The organism is Mesorhizobium sp. 10J20-29 (assembly GCF_054130485.1).
The window spans coordinates 4,718,707-4,739,283 of record NZ_CP199156.1 but is presented as its reverse complement, the minus strand read 5'-3'; the positions used below and the strand labels follow the sequence as shown (position 1 = coordinate 4,739,283).

General features: G+C 66.2%; 19 protein-coding genes and 1 other RNA gene. 7 read left to right on the top strand and 13 right to left on the bottom strand.

Annotation, left to right across the window (positions count from 1 at the left end; genetic code table 11):
• Positions 1 to 31: 31 nt before the first annotated feature.
• Complete coding sequence (locus ACT2BZ_RS22830; RefSeq protein ID WP_457938017.1) at positions 32 to 1,267, top strand: bifunctional alpha/beta hydrolase/OsmC family protein; 1,236 nt, start codon at positions 32 to 34, stop codon at positions 1,265 to 1,267.
• A gap of 129 nt (positions 1,268 to 1,396) precedes the next feature.
• Here ACT2BZ_RS22830 and ACT2BZ_RS22825 read toward each other — a convergent pair whose 3' ends face one another.
• From ACT2BZ_RS22825 to ACT2BZ_RS22805, 5 genes are all read right to left on the bottom strand, one after another.
• Entirely contained in the window at positions 1,397 to 1,609 is a 213-nt protein-coding gene (locus ACT2BZ_RS22825; protein WP_457938016.1) for an alkylphosphonate utilization protein, read from the bottom strand.
• A gap of 61 nt (positions 1,610 to 1,670) precedes the next feature.
• Complete coding sequence (locus ACT2BZ_RS22820) at positions 1,671 to 3,011, bottom strand: tlde1 domain-containing protein (protein ID WP_457938015.1); 1,341 nt, start codon at positions 3,009 to 3,011, stop codon at positions 1,671 to 1,673.
• 317 nt (positions 3,012 to 3,328) lie between these two features.
• Entirely contained in the window at positions 3,329 to 5,977 is a 2,649-nt protein-coding gene (locus tag ACT2BZ_RS22815) for an ATP-dependent helicase (RefSeq protein ID WP_457938013.1), read from the bottom strand.
• Between the two features lie 152 nt (positions 5,978 to 6,129).
• The gene (locus ACT2BZ_RS22810; protein WP_457938011.1) at positions 6,130 to 6,672 is read right to left on the bottom strand and encodes an OmpA family protein; all 543 of its coding nucleotides are present in this window, start codon (positions 6,670 to 6,672) and stop codon (positions 6,130 to 6,132) included.
• On the bottom strand, positions 6,669 to 7,310 hold the full coding sequence (locus ACT2BZ_RS22805; RefSeq protein WP_457938009.1) for a L,D-transpeptidase: 642 nt from the start codon (positions 7,308 to 7,310) through the stop codon (positions 6,669 to 6,671). Before ACT2BZ_RS22805 ends, ACT2BZ_RS22810 begins: the two co-directional genes overlap by 4 nt.
• A gap of 200 nt (positions 7,311 to 7,510) precedes the next feature.
• Here ACT2BZ_RS22805 and ACT2BZ_RS22800 point away from each other — a divergent pair, with 200 nt between their 5' ends.
• Positions 7,511 to 8,386, top strand: a complete 876-nt coding sequence (locus ACT2BZ_RS22800) for a dienelactone hydrolase family protein (protein WP_457938007.1) — start codon at positions 7,511 to 7,513, stop codon at positions 8,384 to 8,386.
• Between the two features lie 96 nt (positions 8,387 to 8,482).
• Positions 8,483 to 8,944, top strand: coding sequence for a GFA family protein (locus ACT2BZ_RS22795; protein WP_457938005.1), 462 nt, complete (start codon positions 8,483 to 8,485; stop codon positions 8,942 to 8,944).
• 15 nt (positions 8,945 to 8,959) lie between these two features.
• Here the strand turns inward: ACT2BZ_RS22795 and ACT2BZ_RS22790 are convergent, their stop codons facing one another.
• From ACT2BZ_RS22790 to ACT2BZ_RS22780, 3 genes are all read right to left on the bottom strand, one after another.
• Positions 8,960 to 9,763 carry a class I SAM-dependent methyltransferase gene (locus ACT2BZ_RS22790; RefSeq protein ID WP_457938004.1) on the bottom strand — a complete coding sequence of 268 codons (804 nt, stop codon included), beginning with the start codon at positions 9,761 to 9,763 and terminating at the stop codon, positions 8,960 to 8,962.
• A gap of 88 nt (positions 9,764 to 9,851) precedes the next feature.
• Complete coding sequence (locus ACT2BZ_RS22785) at positions 9,852 to 10,049, bottom strand: hypothetical protein (RefSeq protein ID WP_457938002.1); 198 nt, start codon at positions 10,047 to 10,049, stop codon at positions 9,852 to 9,854.
• A gap of 167 nt (positions 10,050 to 10,216) precedes the next feature.
• A complete protein-coding gene (locus ACT2BZ_RS22780; protein WP_457938001.1) occupies positions 10,217 to 10,699 on the bottom strand; it encodes a thioesterase family protein in 483 nt (160 codons plus the stop codon).
• A gap of 151 nt (positions 10,700 to 10,850) precedes the next feature.
• Here ACT2BZ_RS22780 and ACT2BZ_RS22775 point away from each other — a divergent pair, with 151 nt between their 5' ends.
• Positions 10,851 to 12,263: an FAD-binding oxidoreductase gene (locus tag ACT2BZ_RS22775; protein ID WP_457937999.1), complete on the top strand. Its 1,413-nt coding sequence runs from the start codon at positions 10,851 to 10,853 to the stop codon at positions 12,261 to 12,263.
• A gap of 103 nt (positions 12,264 to 12,366) precedes the next feature.
• Positions 12,367 to 16,140, top strand: a complete 3,774-nt coding sequence (locus tag ACT2BZ_RS22770; RefSeq protein WP_457941420.1) for an AsmA family protein — start codon at positions 12,367 to 12,369, stop codon at positions 16,138 to 16,140.
• 3 nt (positions 16,141 to 16,143) lie between these two features.
• Here ACT2BZ_RS22770 and ACT2BZ_RS22765 read toward each other — a convergent pair whose 3' ends face one another.
• From ACT2BZ_RS22765 to ACT2BZ_RS22750, 4 genes are all read right to left on the bottom strand, one after another.
• Positions 16,144 to 16,368 carry a ribbon-helix-helix domain-containing protein gene (locus ACT2BZ_RS22765; RefSeq protein ID WP_457937997.1) on the bottom strand — a complete coding sequence of 75 codons (225 nt, stop codon included), beginning with the start codon at positions 16,366 to 16,368 and terminating at the stop codon, positions 16,144 to 16,146.
• Positions 16,365 to 16,562: a DUF4169 family protein gene (locus tag ACT2BZ_RS22760; RefSeq protein ID WP_457937995.1), complete on the bottom strand. Its 198-nt coding sequence runs from the start codon at positions 16,560 to 16,562 to the stop codon at positions 16,365 to 16,367. The genes ACT2BZ_RS22765 and ACT2BZ_RS22760 overlap by 4 nt, the downstream gene beginning before the upstream one ends.
• 2 nt (positions 16,563 to 16,564) lie before the next feature.
• Positions 16,565 to 17,119, bottom strand: coding sequence for an SspB family protein (locus ACT2BZ_RS22755; protein WP_457937993.1), 555 nt, complete (start codon positions 17,117 to 17,119; stop codon positions 16,565 to 16,567).
• A gap of 135 nt (positions 17,120 to 17,254) precedes the next feature.
• The gene (locus ACT2BZ_RS22750) at positions 17,255 to 17,890 is read right to left on the bottom strand and encodes a TetR/AcrR family transcriptional regulator (protein ID WP_457937991.1); all 636 of its coding nucleotides are present in this window, start codon (positions 17,888 to 17,890) and stop codon (positions 17,255 to 17,257) included.
• Between the two features lie 157 nt (positions 17,891 to 18,047).
• Here ACT2BZ_RS22750 and ACT2BZ_RS22745 point away from each other — a divergent pair, with 157 nt between their 5' ends.
• The gene (locus tag ACT2BZ_RS22745; protein WP_457937990.1) at positions 18,048 to 19,256 is read left to right on the top strand and encodes a multidrug effflux MFS transporter; all 1,209 of its coding nucleotides are present in this window, start codon (positions 18,048 to 18,050) and stop codon (positions 19,254 to 19,256) included.
• A 42-nt stretch (positions 19,257 to 19,298) separates the two neighbouring features.
• On the opposite strand, the gene ssrA is transcribed toward ACT2BZ_RS22745, so the two are convergent.
• Positions 19,299 to 19,654, bottom strand: a transfer-messenger RNA (tmRNA) gene (gene ssrA / locus ACT2BZ_RS22740).
• Positions 19,655 to 19,767: 113 nt separating this feature from the next.
• Between ssrA and ACT2BZ_RS22735 the strand changes: the two genes are divergently transcribed.
• Positions 19,768 to 20,565, top strand: coding sequence for a thymidylate synthase (locus ACT2BZ_RS22735; RefSeq protein WP_457937988.1), 798 nt, complete (start codon positions 19,768 to 19,770; stop codon positions 20,563 to 20,565).
• Positions 20,566 to 20,577: the final 12 nt, after the last annotated feature.

The window sequence follows — 20,577 nt, the reverse complement described above, 5'->3', positions numbered from 1 at the left end:
GGCCATCCTTTCCTGTCGAGGGAGGGATTCCATGCCAGAACGAAAGATCGAATTCCCCGGCCATAGCGGTGCGATGCTCGCAGCCCGTCTCGACATGCCACGCGGCAAGCCGCGCGCGACGGCGCTGTTTGCGCATTGCTTCACCTGTTCCAAGGACATTGCCGCGGCGCGCGCCATTGCCGCCACGCTGGCCGACCTCGGGATTGCCGTGCTGCGCTTCGACTTCACCGGGCTCGGCCATTCGCAGGGCGAATTCGCCAACACGAATTTTTCCTCCAATGTCGAGGACCTGGTGGCTGCCGCCGCGTGTCTCAGCCGCGAGATCGCGCCGCCGGCCATACTGATCGGCCATTCGCTGGGCGGCGCGGCGGTGCTGGCCGCGGCTTCGCGAATTCCCGACAGCCGCGCGGTCGTCACCATCGGCGCGCCGGCCGAGCCCTCACACGTGCTGCATGCCCTGGGCGCTTCGGTCGAGGCGATCCGCGAGACGGGCCAGTCGGAGGTGACGCTCGGCGGCCGGCCCTTCGTCATCAAGCGCGGCTTCGTCGAGGACATTTCCGAGACGAAGCTGCAGGAGGCGATCGGCAGCCTGCGCAAGGCGCTGCTGGTGCTGCACGCGCCGCGCGACCAGACGGTGGGGATCGACAATGCCTCGGCGATCTTCGTGGCCGCGAAGCACCCGAAGAGCTTCGTGTCGCTCGACGACGCCGACCACCTGCTGACGCGCCGCGCCGACGCCGAATATGCGGCGAGCGTCATCGGCGCCTGGGTGTCGCGCTATCTCGACCAGCAGGAAAAGACCAAAGATCCGGAGCATCCGGAAGGCGTGGTGCGGGTGGCCGAAGCCGAGGCGTCGGGCATGCTGCAGCGCGTGTCGGTCGACGGGAAATTCCACCTGCTGGCAGACGAGCCCGTTTCCGTCGGCGGCAGCGACATGGGGCCGACGCCCTACCAGTATCTGTCGGCGGCATTGGGTGCCTGCACCTCGATCACGCTGCGCATGTATGCCAAGCGCAAGAACATCCCGCTGACCGGCCTGACGGTCGATGTCAGCCATTCGAAATCGCATGCCGACGACAGCGAGGACCTGGAGAAGCCGCGCAAGATCGACCGCTTCGTGCGGATCATCCGGCTGGAGGGTGACCTCGACGAGGACCAGCGCGCCGGGCTGCTGCGAATCGCCGACCTCTGCCCGGTGCACAAGACGCTGGAGGGCAGCGCAGAGATCGACACGGAGCTGGCAGGCGAGGGCAGAATGCCGAATTGAAGCAACGGCATGGTTTCGGCTTCGAGAGGGTTCTGGTGGCTCTGGCGGACGGTGCGTTGCCGGATGAACGCAAACATCCCAACGCCGATCAACTCAATCCTGCACAAGTATCTTGATCGGTGAGGGCGATCAGGCCTTCTTGAGGAACTCGGTCTTGAGCACCAGGCCCTTGATCTTGTCGGTGCGACCCTCGATTTCGCCCTCGTTGCCGGTGAGGCGGATGCTGCGGATGACCGTGCCGCGCTTCAGCACGGTGGAGGAGCCCCGGAGCTTCAGATCCTTGATGATGTGAACCGTGTCGCCGTCGGCGAGGGCGGTCCCGTTCGAATCCCTGACGTCCATGTTGGTCTCCGGCTGCGGCGATGGCGGCTTATAGGCCGCCGCCGCCGGGCTGGCCAGAGGGTCAGGCGCCGCGCTGGGTGCGGACCTTCGGAACGGTCGCGTCCTTCAGGCTCGGAACCACGACGAGATGCGTGACCTTGCCCTGCTTGAAGGCCTTAAGGAACTGCGGGTAGTTGGCGAAGGCGACGCAGCCATGCGATTCCGGCCGGCGGCTGCGCAGCAGGTAGGAATGGGTGAGGAAGCCGTCGCGGCCGTGCATCGGCTGCTTGGTCAGCGGCGTCATGCGGATCGCCTCGACGCCGTAGAACCGGGATTCGCGCATCGTCAGCCGGTAGGTGTTGGGCGGCGTCGGGCCGCTGTTCCTGACGTGAACGTATTTCGGGTTGTCGGCCATCTTGCCGATGCCCGAATGCGCCTCGAGCTTGCTGCCGTCGGGCATGTAGACCGTGGCGGCGGCAATGTCGTAGACCGCGACCTTGTCCTGGCGCTTGAACAGCTTGTTGAAGGGCTTCGGATCGACCGGCCGGTCGGGCTTGGCAAAGGCAAGGGCCTCGGGTTCGGGCTGCTCGGCCTTCGGACGCCGCGCCGGCTTGGCGGCGGCTTCCGGCAGCGGGACCATCGCCACCCGGACGGGCTCCTCGACAGCCGTCTCTTCGGCGGCCGGTTCCTCGACCAGCAGGCGGGCAAGGCTGCCCCAGGCCGCTTCGGCGGTGGCCGCGGAGGCCATGCGGAAGGTGGGCTGCGTGGCACCGGCAGGAGCGATGACAAGCGGCGCGTCGGGCGCAACGGGCTTCGATACGGCGGCGACAGCCGCCGGGCCGAACCGGTCGGGCAGGGGCAGTGCCATGGCGAGCGCCGTTTCGGCTGCCTGATCGTCGGAAAGTGCGGCGACGACGATTTCCTGCGCGCCGGCTGCTTCTTCTATCGGGTAATTGATCGTCATGCCGGCCTGCGCCAGCGCGGCGAGCACCTTGTCGCGCGAGACCTTGGCAGCGATTTCGGCGAAGGGGTCCGCGGCAACGGCCGCGGCGGCGGGTTCGACGGCCGGGGCCGGCTTGGCAGGCGCCACCATGGCGACGCGCTCGGCCTTTGCCTCGACCCGGGACGGCGCGGCAGGCTGGACCGGAGTGAGGGACGGGGCGCTGGCGGCAACGTATTTGCGCGGATCGCCAGGACCGATCTTGGCCGGCGAGACTGGCATGGCCTGCGCGACGAAGCTTGGCTTCGAGGTCAGCGACGATGCCGAATAGAGGCTGGCGAAGGTCATCACGCACCAGCAGGCGAGCGCCAGACCGATGGCGGGGATCGTCAGCCAGCGGAGCAGACGGCCGAAGCCGGCCATGATGATGCCGAAGGTGGAACGGGGACGCCTGCCCCGGGGATTGCTACGCACGAACGCCATACACACAACTTCTCACAAGCGAACCCGCAACCGATACGCGGCGCGGTGTCTTTCAACTGAAGGCCGGCCGATGGCCGAACCGTTTTCGTTGCCGATTGATCTGAAGGATGGACAAAGATGGTTAATCAACCCTTTGCCCGATTGTGTTTTTCTTATCGACGCAATGTCGATGTCGTGCTGTCCCCCGGTCAATCCCCCAAAGTTCCCGCCGTTCCCAAGGCGGACTGTCAGTGAAAAGTGGAGTTTTTGAGACGATTGGCCCGAGAGTCAATCGTTGCGGGCAGATTTGCGCGGCGAGGGTTAAGCGCGCTGGGGGCTCAAACGCCGGTCACGAAGCCGTCGAGAACGCGCTTCTGGCCGGCCTTGTCGAAGTCGATTGTGAGCTTGTTGCCGTCGATTGCCGAGACGTTGCCGTTGCCGAATTTCTGGTGGAACACCCGGTCGCCGACGGAGAAGGGGGAGGGCTCGTTCGACACCGACTTGGCGACCAGCTCGCCGTCGATGGTGCGCGACTTGACCGAGGTGCGGCCGGCGCCGAAGCCTGAATCGGTCTCGCCGTAGCCGATGCGCTCGACCTGGTGGCCGGAGCGGGTGCCCCAGTTGCGGTCGGTCGCCTCGCTGCGGTTCTGTTGCGCGCGCTGCCAGCCGGGCGTGGCGTAGGTGTTCGAAAAGGAGCCGCCGCCGACATCGTCGAAGCGCGAGGCACCATAGGGGTTCTGCCGGCCGCCCCGGCCCGAGGCAAAGGACGAGCCGCCGTAGCCGCCGTAGGAATTGCCGGCGTCGGCGACCTCGACATGGGCTTCGGGGAGTTCGTCGAGGAAGCGCGACGGGATGGTCGACTGCCACAGGCCGTGGATGCGGCGGTTGGAAACGAACCAGATGTGCAGGTTCTTCTTGGCGCGAGTCAGGCCGACATAGGCGAGGCGGCGTTCTTCCTCGAGGCCCGAGCGGCCGCCCTCGTCGAGCGCGCGCTGGTGCGGGAACAGGCCTTCCTCCCAGCCGGGCAGGAAGACGGTCTCGAACTCCAGGCCCTTGGCCGAATGCAGCGTCATGATGTTGACGGCGTCGAGTTCGGCGTTCTGCTCGGCATCCATGACCAGCGCGACATGCTCGAGGAAGGAGCGCAGGCTCTCGTATTCCTCCATCGAGCGGATCAGCTCCTTGAGGTTCTCGAGCCGGCCCGGCGCCTCGGCCGAGCGGTCGTTCTTCCACATGTCGGTATAGCCGGACTCCTCCAGGATGGTCTTGGCCAGTTCGTTGTGCGGCGTGGTCTCGATTGCGGCCTGCCAGCGGGCGAAGTTCGCGGTGACTTCGCGCAGTGCCGCGCGTGGCTTGGGTTTCAGTTCGTCGCTTTCGGCAAGTTTTGCCGCGGCTTCGAGCATCGGGATGCGCAACGCGCGGGCAGTGTCGTGGATCTGACGGATGGCGGCTTCGCCGAGACCGCGCTTGGGGACGTTGACGATGCGCTCGAAGGCGAGGTCGTCGGCGCCCTGCGCGACGACGCGGAAGAAGGCCATGGCGTCGCGGATTTCCAGCCGCTCGTAGAAGCGCGGGCCGCCGATGACGCGGTAGTTGAGGCCGATCTCGATGAAGCGGTCCTCGAAGGCGCGGGTCTGGAACGAGGCGCGCACCAGGATCGCCATGTCGTTGAGATTGTGGCCCTTGCGTTGCGCCTGCTCGATCTCCTCGCCGACGGCGCGCGCCTCCTCGTCGGAATCCCAGGCGGCGTGGACGTTGACCTTGCCGTCGTCGGGATCGTCGCGGTCGGTGAACAGCGTCTTGCCGAAGCGGCCCTCATTGTGGGCGATGAGGTGCGAGGCGGCGCCGAGGATATGGGCGGTGGAGCGGTAGTTGCATTCCAGCCGGATGATGGTGGCGCCCGGAAAATCCTTGTCGAAGCGCAGGATGTTGTCGACCTCGGCGCCGCGCCAGCCATAGATCGACTGGTCGTCGTCGCCGACGCAGCAGATGTTGACCTTGCCTTCGCTCACGGCCGCGCGCTCGCTTCGCTCGCTGGCCTCCGCGGGGGCGGCCTGACCGGCCGACGCCCGGTCGGGCTTGCGGCCTTCGGCCGGTTGGAGGTCGCCGGTGCGTGAGGCTTTCGGCCGCTGCGACAGCAGGCGCAGCCACATGTACTGCGCGGTGTTGGTGTCCTGGTACTCGTCGACGAGGATGTACTTGAAGCGCTTGTGGTAGTCGGCCAGCACGTCGGGGTTGGCGCGCAGGATGCGGATCGGGTGGCAGAGCAGGTCGCCGAAATCGCAGGCGTTGAGCGTCTTCAGGCGCTCCTGGTAGGCGGCGAAGAGCTCGCGGCCCTTGCCGTTGGCGAAGGCGCGGGCGTCGCCTTCCGGAATTTCCGAGGGGCCGAGGCCCTTGTTCTTCCAGCCGTCGATCATCATGGCGAACTGGCGGGCCGGCCAGCGCTTGTCGTCGAGGCCTTCGGCCTGGATCAGCTGCTTGATGAGGCGGATGACGTCGTCGGTGTCGAGGATGGTGAAGTCGGAGCGCAGGCCGGCAAGCTCGGCGTGGCGGCGCAGGATCTTCACGCCGATCGAGTGGAAGGTGCCGAGCCAGGGCATGCCCTCGACGGCCTCGCCGACCAGCATGCCGATGCGGTGCTTCATCTCGCGCGCCGCCTTGTTGGTGAAGGTGACGGCGAGAATCTGGCTGGGCCAGGCAAGGCCGAGGCTGAGAATGTGGGCGATGCGGGTGGTCAGCACGCGCGTCTTGCCAGTGCCGGCGCCGGCAAGAACGAGCACAGGGCCCTCGGTGGTTTCGACCGCGAGACGCTGTTCGGCGTTGAGGCCCTTCAGGTAATCGGGCGGGGCGTTGTGGCCCTGGCGCGCGGCCATGGCGCGCGCGGCGATGCCGGAAGGCGCACGAGAGGCGTCGTCCGGCTGCGGGGAGGGCGTGCGGCGCTGGGGCTCTTCGTCGAAGAACGGCATATCGTCGGGAAAATCCGGCATCGCCCCAATGTAGTGATTCGGGGCCGAAAGACCAGCAATGGCCGCGCCGCTGCCGCCAGTTGCACAGGCAAGGGCAGGGCCTGACGAAAAACGCGCCCGAAGGCGCGTTCATGTCGCGGGATTCCGGTCGAGGCCGCGGCCCGGCCTCGATCCTACTCTTCGCGGGACTCGCGAAGGTTGGTGATGACGCGGCGGTTCTGCACCTGACAGGCGCGCTCCGTGCAGTCCCGCACGATGCGTTCCTTGCCGTAGCCCTTGGACCACATGCGGCGCGGATCGACGCCGCCGGCGGCGAGGTAGTTCATGACGTTCTCGGCGCGCTTGGCCGACAGCGCCACCATCTTGGCGTCGCCGCCCGGATCGTCGGCAAAGCCCTGAATCTTGGCGTACCAGTTCGGGTACTTGGTCAAGAACGCGATCTGGTTGTCCAGCGTCACGCGCGCGGTCTCGTCGATCACCGCCGAGCCCTTGGCGAAATAGGTTCGCCGGCCGACATTGAGGATGAAATCCTCCTCGCTGCCTGGCTGGACATTGGCGAAGCCCGCGGCCGGGTCGTTGGTCTGGCCGCCGGCATTGGGCGGCAGCCCCGGCGTTTCCAGCTTCGTGGTGGTGCAGGAGGCGACGAGCGCCAAAGTGCCGGCCATGAGGCCAGCACGGGCAAGCTGCATGAAGAGGGTCATTGGCGCTGCGCTCATCCCTTCGGCGCCTGGTCGGCGATATGCGGCAGAACCTGTGCGGCGGTTCCGACCGGGCACCTCTGGTAGAGGTCGATCACGCTCTCGTTGAACATGCGGATGCAGCCGCTCGAGGCATCGGTGCCGATGCTCCAGGGCTCTAAGGTGCCGTGCAGCCGGTAGCCCGTGTCGACGCCGTCGCGGAAGAGGTAGAGCGCGCGCGGGCCGAGCGGGTTCCGGGGAGAGCCGCCTTCGACGAAAGCCGGAAGCTCGGGATGCCGCTCGATCATTTCGGGAGGCGGCGTCCATTTCGGCCATAGCGCCTTGCGGTCGACATTGGCGCGGCCGAACCACTGGAAGCCCTCGCGGCCGACGCCGACGCCGTAGCGGATGGCGGTCTGGTTCTCGATGACCAGATAGAGGAAGTGATGGATCGTATCGACGACGATGGTGCCGGCAGGCTCGCTGCTCTTGTACTTGACGATCTGCTTGTGCCACTTCTTGTCGATCTTGGCGAAGTTGGTCTTCTTGTAGGTGACGCCGTTGTCTACAGCGGTGCCCGCGAAGTAGGACGTGGCTGCCTCGGCGGGTAACCCGCCGACCCCCGTCGCCACCGCGGCAAGGCCTCCCAGCACGATTTCCCTGCGGTTCAGTTCCATACGCACCCTCCTTGCGAAGTCGAATTGCGGAACAATAGATCAGATTTGTTGCGATACAAAACACAATCATTTCAAGGGCTGCCGCCGAACTGCCGTAGGGGCAGGCGGCGCCTCGCTTCACCCATGTTTGATTGGACCTGACCCGCCAGCCTCCTAGGTTTCCCAAGACAGGAAGCGCGGGGCATCCAAGGGAGCAAGACATGACGAATCCGGCAATCACCCAGGCGATGATCGACGCCTATGACGAATACACCCATATGACGCTCGACCGCCGCGGTTTCATGGACAAACTGACCAGGCTGGCAGGTTCGGGGGCGGCCGCGGCCGCCATCGTGCCGCTTCTGGCGGCCAATCCCGCGGCAGCCGAGATGGTGGCCCCCAATGACGAGCGAGTGACTGGCGAGGACGTGACCTGGCCCGGCGCCGAAGGCGAGATGAAAGGCTATCTCGTCCGCCCGGCAGACCAGGACGGCAAGCTGCCGACGGTCATCGTCATCCACGAGAATCGCGGGCTGAACGCGCATATACGCGACGTCGCGCGCCGCCTGGCGCTCGAAGGCTTCGTGGCGCTGGCGCCGGACTTCCTGTCACCGCTCGGCGGCACGCCGGACGATGAGGACAAGGCGCGCGCGATGTTCGGCGAACTCGACGCGGCGCAGACGGCGGCCAACGGCGCGGCCACGGTGAGCTTCCTCAAAGGGCACGAGCTCAGCAATGGCAAGGTCGGCGCAGTCGGCTTCTGCTGGGGCGGCGGCACGGTGAACGCGATCGCGGTCGCATCGCCGGACCTCGACGCGGGTGTTGCCTATTACGGCCGGCAGGCGGATGCCGCCGACGTGCCGAAGATCGAGGCGGCGCTGCTCCTGCATTATGCCGGGCTCGACGAGCGCATCAATGCCGGCATCGACGCCTACAAGGCGGCGCTCGAGGCCGAAGGCAAGGACTTCACCATCCACATCTATGACGGCGTACAGCACGCCTTCAACAACGACACGTCGGCGGCGCGCTACGACAAAGCCGCGGCCGAGCTTGCCTGGGAGAGAACGGTCGCCTTCTTCAAGGAGCATCTCGGCTAGCAGGGCAGGCGGTCCCTACTTCTGCCGCGCCGGGAATCGGTCCAGACTTGGGTCAAGACCGGCGCGGTCCCGCGCCGGCGGACGGAGTCTACGACCATGACTGCCGAGACTGAGGAAATTGCGGGTTCCTGCCGCTGCGGGAACACCCGCATCGAGATCAGCGCGCCGCCCTTCATGACATCCGCCTGCCATTGCAGCGGCTGCCAGAAGATGAGCTCCAGCGCCTTTTCGCTGACGGCGATGGTTCCGGCGGCGGCGTTTCGCGTCACCGCCGGAGAGCCGGTCAAGGGCGGCATCCAGGGGCCGCGGCTCGACCACTATTTCTGCCCGGACTGCAAGACGTGGATGTTCACCCGCATCGCCGGCCAAGACTTCGTCAACGTGCGGCCGACGATGCTCGACGATCCGCGGTGGACGGAGCCCTTCATCGAGACGATGACGGCCGAGAAGCTGGCCTGGGCCCGGACACCGGCGCGCCACAGTTTCGAGGGGTTTCCGGCGCCCGAGGACTACCAGCGGCTGATCGGCGCGTTTGCCGCTGCGCACCCGGCGGCCTGAGACGGACAGCGTTCTTCAGGCCGTCGCCCGGACTGCCCAAGCCCTGGCCGAAAGCGAGATCGCGCCGTCGCCGCGACGCGGCAGGCTGTCGCCCAGGCGCTGCCGCAGCGCCTCGCGGGCGGCCGGATCGAGGCTCATGCAATAGCCCGGCGCCGGGCCGGCGCCCAGCGTGAAGGGCCGCCAGTAGTCGTCGAAGTCGGCAAACAGCGTCGGCACTTCGATGGCAATGACCTCGACGTCCTGCAATCCGCCATGCGCTGCGAGCGTCGCCAGTCCGTCCGGCGTGCAGAAGGGGAAGCGCCTGCCTTCCGTGAGTTCGATTGCCTTGGGATCGAGGTCGATGGCGGCGTTCCAGAAAGCGCGCATGAACTCGATGCCGCCGCCGGGATAATCCCACACGTAGAAGCCGATGCGGCTGCCCTCGCGCGCGACGCGCCTCATCTCCTTGAGCGCCCGTATCCTGTCGGGAACGAAGTTCAGCACGAGCGCGGAGGCGATCACGTCGCGGCTGCGGTCGGGCAGGTCGAGTGCCTGTGCGTCGCCGACCCGGAAGCTGACACGCTCGTCCGGCACGTTGGCCCTGGCCCGGGTGACAAAGCCCTCCGAGGGGTCGATTGCGACCAGACCGGCGGGGTCGCACTGCGCGACGATGGCTGCCGACAGCGCTCCGGTGCCGCAGCCGACTTCGAGCCATTCCAGGCCGTCGCCTGCGTCGAGCCAGTCGAGGAAGCGCGGCGCGACCTGCCGGCTCCAGCGGCCCATATAGGCGTCGTAGCTGTCGCCTGCTTGCCAGGCATCGTGTCGGGACGTGTCAGCCATTCCTCCTCCCGGGCCGCGCAGGCGGCCATCGGCGGATATCAGCCGGCAAACAGGCTACGCCTGCCCCTAGGGAATGGCAATGAGACGGTCAGGCCATGCCGCGGCGCGAGCGCGCCTGCCGGATGATGGCCCGCCAGCGCAGCATCTCGATGGGAATCGGCTGCCGGTCGGTCGACTTGCGGAAGATCTCGTTCTCGAGATTCTTCATGGTTCGCCAGAAGTCATAGTCGGTGATGCGCGGGTTTTCGGCGAGCTTGTTCGCCGCCGTTCCGATGTCCTGTATCATGCCTGCACTCGAGCCTGGTCGTCGCCCTGTTCCCGCCCCGGCGCTTCTCGGGCGAGTCGCTCGCTCCGATCAACGTCCAGGTTTCGGGCTCCACGTTAATCTTTGAGTAAGGTTAACGACAAGACAGGAAATCGTGAGCGGCGGCTGATTTCAGGCAGGTGTGGCAATCATGCCTTGCGGGCGATGCCGATGGAGCGGCCGGCGCGCTCGGGCATTGGCAGGGCAGCATGTGCGGCGGCCATCGCCTCGACCTGCACCATGACGTCTTGCGGGAAGGGGGCGACCTTCGGCCCCGTCATGTCGATGTGCAGCGACAGGTTCTCCGAGGTGGCGGCGAGCCAGCCGTCGGCGTGGCGGATTTCCTGGTAGGCGCGCAGGCGCTTGGTGTCGTGGTCGATCAGCTGGTAGGTGACAGTCACCTTGTCGCCGAGATGAAGTTCGCGCACGTAGCAGAGGTGGACCTCGGCCGTGTAGATGGTGAGGCGGCGGTCCTTTGCGTAGGCCGGCCCGAGCCCCATGGTCTCGAAGGCGTCATCGGAGCAGGTGTCGAACAGGACGTTGTAATAGGCCATGTTGAGGTGGCCGTTGTAGTCGATCCAGTCGGGTTTGATTTCCATGACGCGGGAAACGAAGGGCGCGGGTATTGCCATGATGTGCCTGCCTGTGTTGCGTGGTTTGCCCGGACAGCGCGCTGCCGCCGACATTCGTTTCCGGGAATCGCATTTAGCCTTTACGGTCGGCGATTGAATCGATCATAGACGTCACGAAGCGGCCGTCGATGGCCCAATCGCGCAGGAAACCATGGCACTCAGCGACCTCCAGACCGTCGAACGCAACGAAACGGGTATTGCCGCCGTGCTCGGCATCCTGAAGCAGCGCTTCGGGGAACGCTTCCAGACCGGCCAGTCGCTGCGCGAGCAGCATGCGCACACGACGACCTACATTCCCGTGCAGGCGCCGGACGGCGTGGCCTTTCCCGAAACGACGGAGGAAGTGCAGGAGATCGTGCGCGCCTGCGCCGAGCATCGCGTGCCGGTCATCGCCTTCGGTGTCGGTTCGTCGCTGGAAGGCCACGTGAATGCGCCGGGCGGCGGCATCTCGGTCGACACGTCGCGGATGAACCGGGTTAAGGAGGTCAATGCGCAGGACCTCGACTGCACGGTCGAACCCGGGGTTACACGCGTCGAGCTCAACGAATATCTGCGCGACACGGGCCTGTTCTTCCCGATCGATCCGGGCGCCAATGCCAGCCTCGGCGGCATGGCGGCGACGCGCGCCTCGGGCACCAATGCAGTGCGCTACGGCACGATGCGCGACAACGTGCTGTCGCTGACGGCGGTGATGGCCGACGGCAGCGTCGTCACGACGGGGCGCCGGGCGAAGAAGAGCTCGGCCGGCTACGACCTGACGCGGCTGCTGGTCGGCTCGGAGGGCACGCTCGGCATCATCACATCGATCACGCTGAAGCTCGCCGGCATCCCGCAGGCGGTGTCGGGTGGCGTGTGCCCGTTCCCGACCGTCGAACAGGCCTGCGAGGCGGTCATCGCGACGATCCAGATGGGCATCCCGGTGGCGCGCATCGAACTGGTCAACGCGCTGCAGATGCGGGCGATGAAGACCTATTCGCACCTCGACTATCCGGAGAGCCCGTGCCTGTTCGTCGAGTTCCATGGCAGCGAGGCGGGCGTGGCCGAGCAGGCCGAGACTTTCGGCGAGATCACCGCCGAATATGGCGGCGGCGCGTTCCAGTGGACGACGGTCGCCGAGGAACGGGCCAAGCTGTGGAAGGCGCGCCACGACGCCTACTGGTCGTCGCTGACGCTGAGGCCGGGCGCGCGCGGCCTGTCGACGGACGTCTGCGTGCCGATCTCGCGGCTTGCCGAATGCATCGCCGAAACCGAGGCCGACATTGCCGAAATGGGGCTTATCGCGCCGATCGTCGGGCATGTCGGCGACGGAAACTTCCACGTCCTGGTGCTGATGGACGTCGAGGACCCGGCCGAAATCGCGCTGTCGGAGAAATTCGTCGCACGGCTGAACAGCCGCGCCGTGCGCATGGACGGCACCTGCACGGGAGAGCATGGCATCGGCCAGGGCAAGATGGGCTTCCTCGACCAGGAACTCGGCCACGGCGTCGATGTGATGCGGGCGATCAAGAAGGCGCTCGACCCGCAGAACATCCTGAACCCCGGCAAGATATTCCCGCTGTCCTAGGCGCAGGGCAGGGCGGGAAACTGCTGATGACAAAGACCATTTTATCGACACGCGGATGCAGCTAGACTAGGCGTCCGTTTCATTCAGGACGCAAGGTAGCAAGCTGGCCCGGCTCTTCGTAATCATCGGTGGACTGATCGTACTGGCGCTGACGGCGGCGCTGGTGATGCCCTATTTCGTCGACTGGTCGAGCTACCGGGCGGAGTTCGAGCGGGAGGCGAGCGTCGTGCTCGGCCGCAAGGTTACGGTGAATGGCGACGCCACGGCGCGGCTCTTGCCGTTTCCCTCGGTGACGTTTTCCGATGTGTCGGTGGGCGGCGGCCCCTCGGGCGAGCCGGCAATGACCGTCGAGACCTTCTCGATGGATGCCGAACTGGCGCCGTTCCTGCGCGGCGACATCCTCATCTTCGACATGCGGCTGGTGCGGCCCAAGGCGACGATCGACATTGCCGAGGATGGCACGGTCGACTGGGCGGTGCGCCCGTCGGGACCGGTGGACGCCAGCCAGATCTCGATCGAGAAGCTGACGGTGACCGAGGGACAGATCGCGCTGCGCCATGCCGCGAGCGGGCGCACGCACAGGCTGACCGAGATCAACACGCAGATGTCGGCCAAGTCGCTCGAAGGTCCGTGGCGTGTCACCGGGTCGATGCGGCTCGACGGCATGCTGACCGATGTGACCGTCAACACCGGCAAGGTGGACGCCTCGGGCGCGATGCGTCTCAGGATCCAGGCCGAGCCTGAAGTTTATGCCGTGTCGGTCGAATCGGACGGCAATGTGCGTTTCGACCAGGGGGCGGCCAACTATTCGGGCCTCTTCAAGGTCGCTGCGCGGCGCGACAAGGCGCAACCTGTCGACGCCAGCCGGGGACCGGGCTACCGGATCAACGGCAAGTTCTCCTTCGACCACGAGAGGCTGTCCTTCGACGAATTCCTGTTCGAGACGGGCCCGCTGTCCAACCCCTATTCGGCCGACGGCAATGGCTTCATCGAGCTTGGCGAAGAGGCGCGCTTCGAGGTGACGGTGGACGGCGCGCAGGTGCGCTTCGACGAGGCGATCGGCGCCGGCGACTCTGCCGGCAGCCAGACGCTGGCGCAGCGCCTTGCGGTGACGCAGGAGGCGCTGGCCGATATGCCGCGCCCGACCATACCCGGCACGCTGGAGGTCAACCTGCCGGCCGTGGTCGCCGGTGACACGACGATCCGCGAGGTGCGCCTGTCGGCCGCGCCGGCACGCGAAGGCTGGATGGTGAAATCGCTGGCCGCGACGCTGCCCGGGCGAACCAAGCTCGAGGCGGACGGGCTGCTGCGAACGGACGGCGAGCTTGGCTTCAAGGGCTCGCTGCTGCTTGCCATCGGCCAGCCGTCCGGCTTCGCGGCCTGGGTGGCGCAGGATGTCGACGACGCGATCCGCCGCCTGCCGGCGGCAGGCTTTCGCGCCGACGTCGACCTCGGCAGGGAACGGCAGCGCTTCGACAACCTCGAACTCGGGCTCGGAAATGCGACATTCCGCGGCCATGCCGAGAGCAGCCAGCCGCAAGGCGCCAAGCCCGCCGTGTCGCTGGCGCTGGAAGGCGGCGCGCTCGACGTCGACGGGCTTGCCGCACTCGCCTCGCTCTTCGTCAGCGATGTCGGGGCGATCCGCTTCTCCGACCGCGACCTCGACCTCCAGGTGAAGGCCGGACCGGTGAGCGCCGCCGGGCTGACCGCCGACACGGTGGACACGGCGCTCAGGCTGCGCGAGGGGCTGCTCGAGATCGATCGCCTCTCGATCGGCGGGCTGGCCGGCGCGACCGTCAGCGCGACCGGGACCTTGCGCGACTTTCCCGACAATCTGGCCGGCAATATCGATGCCTCGCTGGTGTCCGTCGACCTGGTGCCGCTGATCGACGCGCTCCTGGTACGCCATGGCGACAATGCGGTGGTTAAGGGCCTAGCCGAGCGCGCCAGGCGCTACCCGGACCTCTTTGCCGACGCGCGGCTCGACGTGGTGGCAACCTCGGCGGAAAACGGCGACGGCAGCACGGGCTTTGCGGTCAGCGCGCAGGGCAATGTCGGCGGCACGGCGCTGTCGGCGACGCTGTCTGGCAGCGGCAAGCCCGAGGATGCCGGCGAGGGCGAAGTGTCGCTGGTGCTGTCGGGACGCAATGAGGACGCGACGAAGCTCCTGGCCCTCTACGGCGTGCCGGTGCTTGGCCTCGACCTGATGACCGACGCCGGAGAAACCGACGTGACGGTCAGGGGACCGCTGTCGGGAGAACTCGCCACGGTGGCCAGCCTGACGGCGGGCGACCTGTCGGCATTCTTCGACGGATCGACGCGGCTGGCGGGCGGCGGCATAGGGCTCAAGGGCAGGGCCAGGCTGCACGCCGCCGATATCGAGCCCTGGCTGATGACGACCGGCATGGGCCTGCCCGGCATGGGGCTCGGCACGCCGATCGATCTCGAAGCAGAGACCGACTACGCCGACGGGCTGACCGTGCTCACCGGGCTTTCCGGCACGCTGGGCGAAGGGGCGGTCGCCGGCGACGTCAACGCCGTGGTCAAGGACGGCAAGCCGCATGTTTCGGGCCAGCTGACGGTCGACGAGCTCGTGCTCGACCCGATCGCGGCCATGGTGCTCGGCGAAGCGGCGCTGGACGGCGGCGAGGGGCAATGGTCGCAGACGCCGTTCCAGCCGGCGGTGACGGCTCCGTTCAGCGCCGATGTCGAGATTGCCGCCGGCACGCTGATCGCCGGGCCAAGCGTCACCGCCTATGATGCCGGCCTGTCGCTGAAGCTCGACGGGGACGGGCTGCGGATCGCAGATCTCAAGGCCAAGCTATTCGGCGGCGAGGTGAGCGGCCGCCTCGAGATCAAGAACAATGCCGGGACGGGCCTGTTCTCGACCCAGATGCAGTTTGCGGACGCCGATCTGGCGGCCACAATCGATGCTGCCGGGCTGCACGGACGGGCCGACCTGTCGGCGGCGCTGTCTGCGAGCGGCAAGTCGGTCGGCGGGCTCGTCGCGACGCTTGGCGGCTCGGGAACGGCAGCCTTGCGCTCGCTGGTCATCGACGGGCTGAACCCCGATGCGCTGGCCCAGTTCATCGCGCGGGCCGACCTTGCCGGCAAGGATATCGACGCCGAGCGAACGGCGGCCTTTGCGCCGGCGATTGCGGCGGCCGGCCGTTTTGCGGCGGAGCCCGCCGAGGCTGCCTTCACCGTCGCAGGCGGGGTGATGCGCGCGCCGCCGCTGACGCTCAATAACGCTGCGGCGACCGTCGAGGTCGACGTGCAGGCCGACCTCAACGCGGAAACCGTTTCGGCCGACGGCACGATCAGCTACCGGCCCGGAATCGAGGCGCTGGTCGGCTCGGAGCCGGCGCTGCGCTTTAGCCTGGACGGTCCGCTGGACTCGGCCGGGCTGGTCTTCGACAGCGAGCCGCTGGCGCAATTCCTGACCCAGCGCGCGCTGGAGGCCGAGCAGGCGCGAGTCGAAGGCATGCAGGCATCCCTGCTCGAGAAACAGCGCCTGCGCCGCGAGGTTCGCTACTATGCGGCCCTGCAGCGCGAGCATGACGCCGCGCTCGACGTGCTGCGCCAGCAGGAAGAAGAGGCCAGACAGAAGGCCGAGGCCGAAGCCGAAGCGCAGAAGAAGGCCGAGCAGGAGGCGCGCCTGAAACAGGAGGCCGAGCGCCAGGCCGAGGAAGACGCGCGGCTGAAGGCCGAGGAACGCCGCCGCGAGGCGGAAGCCAGGGCGGAACAGCCGCCGGCCAGCGGGGAGGCGGCTGTCGAGCGGGCGCCGTTGCCGGCACCTGTCCAGCCGCGGCAGGAGGAATTGCCGAAGCTCAACCTCGACGACGGCTTCATGCAGATGTTGAACGGCAACCAGTAGGTTTCAGGGCGTGCGCGGCAGCTTTGCCTGTTCGAGCACGAAGACACGGAGCGCAGAAGACAGGTTGTCGCTGCGCGGCCTGGCCGCGTCGATCTCCGCTATCAGCGCGGCGAGGGCGACGCCGCGCGTTTCGGCGATGGCGCGCAGGTCTTCGAGAAAAGGTTGTTCCAGCGAGAAGCTGGTGCGGTGGCCGCGAATGGTCACCGAGCGCTTGCGGACCGGGCTCATGAAGCGCCGTCGCGACCCTTGGGTTCGAGCCGGTGGCCGTCGACGAAGGCGGCCGACCTTTCCGACTGCCTGCGCTCACTGAGCTTTTCGGCCCTTGTGCGGCCATGCAGGGCGCGGTTCTCTTCGGCCATACGCTCCTTCTCGGCGCGCGCCTTGCGCTTGCGGGCGAGTCGGAGGTTGACGACCGAGGACATGGCTACTTCTTGCGGAAGGCGTCGAGCGACACGACCTCGGCGCCCTTTGCACCCTCGGCGGGCTCTTCCTTGGCTGCCTCGGCAGCCTTCTTCTTGGCGTCGCCCTTCTTGACGGCAGCCGGCTTGGCGGCAGCCTCGCCCTTTGCCTTCTTGGGCGCTTCCTCGACGGCTTCGTCGGCCTCGCCGACATCGGCAGTGTCGGTCTTCACGTCGAACTCGAGCTCGAAATTGACCGAAGGATCATAGAAGCCGCGGACTGCAGCGAAGGGGATTTCGAGGCGCTCGGGCACGTCGGAGAAGGAAAGGCCGATCTCGAAGCCGCTGTCGGTTACCTTGAGGTCCCAGTACTGAAACTGCACCACAATGGTCATCTGCTCGGGATAGCGCTCGCGCAGGCGCGGCGAGATCCGAACGCCAGGCGCCCCGGTGACGAAGGTGATGAAGAAATGGTGGTTGCCCGGCAGGCCTGTCCGCGCAACCTCGGCAAGCACCTTGCGCATGACGCCGCGCAAGGCCTCCTGGGCGAGAATATCGTAGCGGATGTGGTCTTCGGCCATGTGGCAGGCAGTTTCCGTTGAATCTTGAGAATAGCTGTAATCAAGCTTGGGGCCGCCGTAAACCGGAGATAGCGAGCACGATGCACCGGATCGTGCGCGTGGCCCATGGTGCGGCGAAAAAGCCGCAGGCTGGCCTCAACCGCGCGGCACGAACGCCCTGAGGAAGGTCCTGACCGCGCTTCGCGACGCCTTTTCGAGTGTTTCGTCGCCAGGCGTCTCGCCGAGCAGGATGTAGACCTGCAGATCGGAGCGGATCAGGGCCAGAAACTGGCGCGCAGCCAGGTGGGCATCCTCGATGTCGAGCCAGCCGGACCGGGCAAGCCCTTGAAGGCCGGTGGCAAGGGCAGCCCACGCCTTGGCGGCTCCCTGTTCCTCCCATCCTGTGAAGAGGTGTGGGTAACGCGCGCTTTCGCCCTGAACCAGCCGACGCAACAGATAGCCGTCGCGACTGCAGATGCAGTCCCGGTTGACCCGCAGGGCGAAAGCCGTGAGGTCGTCCTCCAGGTGGCTGGGTTCGTCGGGGAAGGTGGTCATGGCCTCGACGCAGATGGCGGCCATTCGCGTCGTGAGTTCGCTGACCACCGCCACGAACAGCTTTTCCTTGTCGCCGTGTCGATTGTAGAGGGTCTGGCGCGAGACGCCCGCTTCCTGGGCGATGACGTCGAGATTGGCGCCCGAGAAACCCTCGCGACCGAAAACCGCACTGGCTGCTTCGATGATGGAGAGTCTTTTCGCTTCGTGGCTGCGGAGGGCCGATGCGTAAGCTTTCATTGCGACTATGCTAGTCGTGACAGACGCAGGGCACAAGCTTTCCCAGGGGAAGCAGTAAAGCCAGTCGGCTTCATTGTCGGGCGACACGCTCCTGAAACGTCCTTATGATGTATCACTCCTCCACCCCCGGCCCGGCCGGCATCCAGGACCCCTAAAGATGAACGTTGGATTTCTGCGCATCGCGATTGTGCTCGGCCTGATTTCGGCCATCGGCCCCTTCGCCATCGACATGTACCTGCCGGCGCTGCCGACGATCGGCGCCGAACTGCAGGCCAGCGCCATGGCCGTGCAGATGAGCCTAGTCGTGGTGTTCCTGTCCTTCGCGGTCGGGCCTCTCGTCGTCGGTCCGCTGGCCGACATCCATGGCCGCAAGCCGGTGATGTATGGCGGCCTCGCGCTGTTTTCAGCCGCCAGCATCGGCGCGGCACTGGCGCCGGGCGTCGAATGGCTGATCTTCTTCAGGTTGCTGCAGGGGCTGGGCGCCTCGACCGGCATGGTCGTGCCGCGCGCCGTGGTGCGGGACCTGCACACCGGCGCCGAGGCGACCCGGCTGATGTCGCTGCTGATGCTGGTGTTCAGCATCTCGCCGATCCTTGCGCCGCTGACCGGCAGCTTCATCATCGCAGCCTTCGGATGGCGCGCCGTGTTCTGGGCAGTGACACTGGCAGCAGTGCTGTCGATGGTGCTGCTGACATTCGGGTTTGCCGAGACGCGCACGGCAGAACGGCGCCGGGCCAGTTCCTTCGCCTCGGCAGGGCGCGGCTACAAGGTGCTGGCGGCCGACCGCAACTTTATCGGCCTGTCGCTGATCGGCGGATTCGGGATTGCCAGCTTCTTCGTCTACCTGGCGAATTCTTCCTTCGTGATCATCGACCACTACGGCATGTCGCCGTCGGTCTACAGCCTGTTCTTCTCGGTCAACGCGGTGTCGTTTTTCAGCGTCTCGCAGATGAGCGGCTGGCTGACCGGCAAGTTCGGCCTGCACCGCGTGGTCCGGATCGCCGTCTTCGGGTTCTCCGGGGTGATGGTCGCCATGTGGGCAACGATGGCGGCCGGCTTCGAATCGCTCGCCTTCATGTCCGCGGCACTTTTCGTCGCCTACGGCTTTCTGGGCCTGGTCATTCCAACGACCTCGGTGCTGGCGATGGAGGATCATGGCGAGATAGCCGGTACGGCATCGGCGCTTATGGGCACGCTGCATATGGTGACCGGCGTGGCCGCCATGACGGTGACGAGCTTCTTCGCCAACGGGCTGCCGATGCCGATGGTGACAGGCATTGCCGCGTGCGCGGCCCTGGCGCTCGTCCTGACGCTGGTGACGATCCGGCGGGCAGGGACAGGCGCAGCCACGGCCGCCGCCGAGTGAAGCTTCGCAGGCCGCAATTTCTTGGAAACAAGGGGGAGGGAAAGTGGAGGTTTCTGTTGCCAGGTACCTCCGAACCCCGCCTAGCAGTGCGAACCGCTAGGGCTTGAATTTGAAGCTATCGCACAGCTTACGCTGCGAGACGTGCTTCCGCAAAGTTGTCATTTGCAACTACAAGTTTAGTCCGATAACGGTGGTACCATGCCGGGCAAAAGTACGATCTTTACACCTTCGTCGATCCTATTTCGCCCCCATCAGAAGCTGCCCAGCAGGGCAGCTTGTGGTGGAGGCGCCGGGTACCGCCCCCGGGTCCGAACGGCTTATTACATCGCCTGTTTATCACCATAGTCAGACAAGCTGACACGGCTAATATAGGGAACGGTGCGGCGGATGAAAAGGGCCGCGGCAGGGTTTCCTGCGCAGGCCGCCGGGAGATCTGTGGGCAGCGGGAATGACTATGTTCGCGCCGGACGCCATCCTGTAGGATCGCGGAAATCCCCAACGAGCCCGAATCATGCGCCAGTATCTCGACCTTCTCAAACATGTGCTCGAAAACGGCTCGGACCGCAGCGACCGGACCGGCACGGGCACCCGCTCGGTGTTCGGCTACCAGATGCGTTTCGACCTCGCCGACGGCTTTCCGGTGACGACGACCAAAAAATTGCACCTCAAGTCCATCATCTACGAGCTTTTGTGGTTCCTGAACGGCGATACAAACATCAAATATCTCAACGATCACGGGGTCACCATCTGGGACGAATGGGCCGACGAGAACGGCGATCTAGGGCCCGTCTACGGCAAGCAGTGGCGCTCCTGGCCGGGCGGTCATGACGGCAAGCCTATCGACCAGATCCGGAATCTTTTGAATCAGTTGCAGAAAAATCCTCACTCGCGACGTCTGATCGTGTCGGCATGGAACCCCGCCGAAGTCGATGCCATGGCACTGCCGCCCTGCCACTGCCTGTTCCAGTTCTATGTGGCCGATGGAAAGCTGTCGTGCCAGCTCTACCAGCGCTCGGGCGACATCTTCCTCGGCATCCCGTTCAACATCGCCTCCTATGCGCTGCTGACCATGATGGTGGCGCAGGTGAGCGGGCTCGAGCCCGGCGATTTCATCCTGACGCTCGGCGACGCGCATCTTTATTCAAACCATTTCGAGCAGGCGCGCGAACAGCTGTCGCGGCAGCCGAAACAATTGCCCACGATGCGGCTGAACCCGGAGGTCAAGGACCTGTTCGCCTTCCGTTTCGAGGATTTTTTGCTTGAGAACTATGTCGCCGACGCGACGATCAGGGCGCCGATTGCGGTCTAGCCCCGCCAACCG

What these genes read in the sequence shown, in the direction of transcription:
- ACT2BZ_RS22765 (WP_457937997.1), bottom strand. Translation starts at nt 16,368, where the DNA reads ATGAGCCCGGTCCGCAAGCGCTCGGTGACCATTCGCGGCCACCGCACC.
- ACT2BZ_RS22760 (WP_457937995.1), bottom strand. Translation starts at nt 16,562, where the DNA reads ATGTCCTCGGTCGTCAACCTCCGACTCGCCCGCAAGCGCAAGGCGCGC.
- ACT2BZ_RS22820 (WP_457938015.1), bottom strand. Translation starts at nt 3,011, where the DNA reads ATGGCGTTCGTGCGTAGCAATCCCCGGGGCAGGCGTCCCCGTTCCACC.
- ACT2BZ_RS22750 (WP_457937991.1), bottom strand. Translation starts at nt 17,890, where the DNA reads ATGAAAGCTTACGCATCGGCCCTCCGCAGCCACGAAGCGAAAAGACTC.
- ACT2BZ_RS22800 (WP_457938007.1), top strand. Translation starts at nt 7,511, where the DNA reads ATGACGAATCCGGCAATCACCCAGGCGATGATCGACGCCTATGACGAA.
- ACT2BZ_RS22755 (WP_457937993.1), bottom strand. Translation starts at nt 17,119, where the DNA reads ATGGCCGAAGACCACATCCGCTACGATATTCTCGCCCAGGAGGCCTTG.
- ACT2BZ_RS22780 (WP_457938001.1), bottom strand. Translation starts at nt 10,699, where the DNA reads ATGGCAATACCCGCGCCCTTCGTTTCCCGCGTCATGGAAATCAAACCC.
- ACT2BZ_RS22830 (WP_457938017.1), top strand. Translation starts at nt 32, where the DNA reads ATGCCAGAACGAAAGATCGAATTCCCCGGCCATAGCGGTGCGATGCTC.
- ACT2BZ_RS22810 (WP_457938011.1), bottom strand. Translation starts at nt 6,672, where the DNA reads ATGAGCGCAGCGCCAATGACCCTCTTCATGCAGCTTGCCCGTGCTGGC.
- ACT2BZ_RS22815 (WP_457938013.1), bottom strand. Translation starts at nt 5,977, where the DNA reads ATGCCGGATTTTCCCGACGATATGCCGTTCTTCGACGAAGAGCCCCAG.
- ACT2BZ_RS22790 (WP_457938004.1), bottom strand. Translation starts at nt 9,763, where the DNA reads ATGGCTGACACGTCCCGACACGATGCCTGGCAAGCAGGCGACAGCTAC.
- ACT2BZ_RS22745 (WP_457937990.1), top strand. Translation starts at nt 18,048, where the DNA reads ATGAACGTTGGATTTCTGCGCATCGCGATTGTGCTCGGCCTGATTTCG.
- ACT2BZ_RS22825 (WP_457938016.1), bottom strand. Translation starts at nt 1,609, where the DNA reads ATGGACGTCAGGGATTCGAACGGGACCGCCCTCGCCGACGGCGACACG.
- ACT2BZ_RS22795 (WP_457938005.1), top strand. Translation starts at nt 8,483, where the DNA reads ATGACTGCCGAGACTGAGGAAATTGCGGGTTCCTGCCGCTGCGGGAAC.
- ACT2BZ_RS22785 (WP_457938002.1), bottom strand. Translation starts at nt 10,049, where the DNA reads ATGATACAGGACATCGGAACGGCGGCGAACAAGCTCGCCGAAAACCCG.
- ACT2BZ_RS22805 (WP_457938009.1), bottom strand. Translation starts at nt 7,310, where the DNA reads ATGGAACTGAACCGCAGGGAAATCGTGCTGGGAGGCCTTGCCGCGGTG.
- ACT2BZ_RS22775 (WP_457937999.1), top strand. Translation starts at nt 10,851, where the DNA reads ATGGCACTCAGCGACCTCCAGACCGTCGAACGCAACGAAACGGGTATT.
- ACT2BZ_RS22735 (WP_457937988.1), top strand. Translation starts at nt 19,768, where the DNA reads ATGCGCCAGTATCTCGACCTTCTCAAACATGTGCTCGAAAACGGCTCG.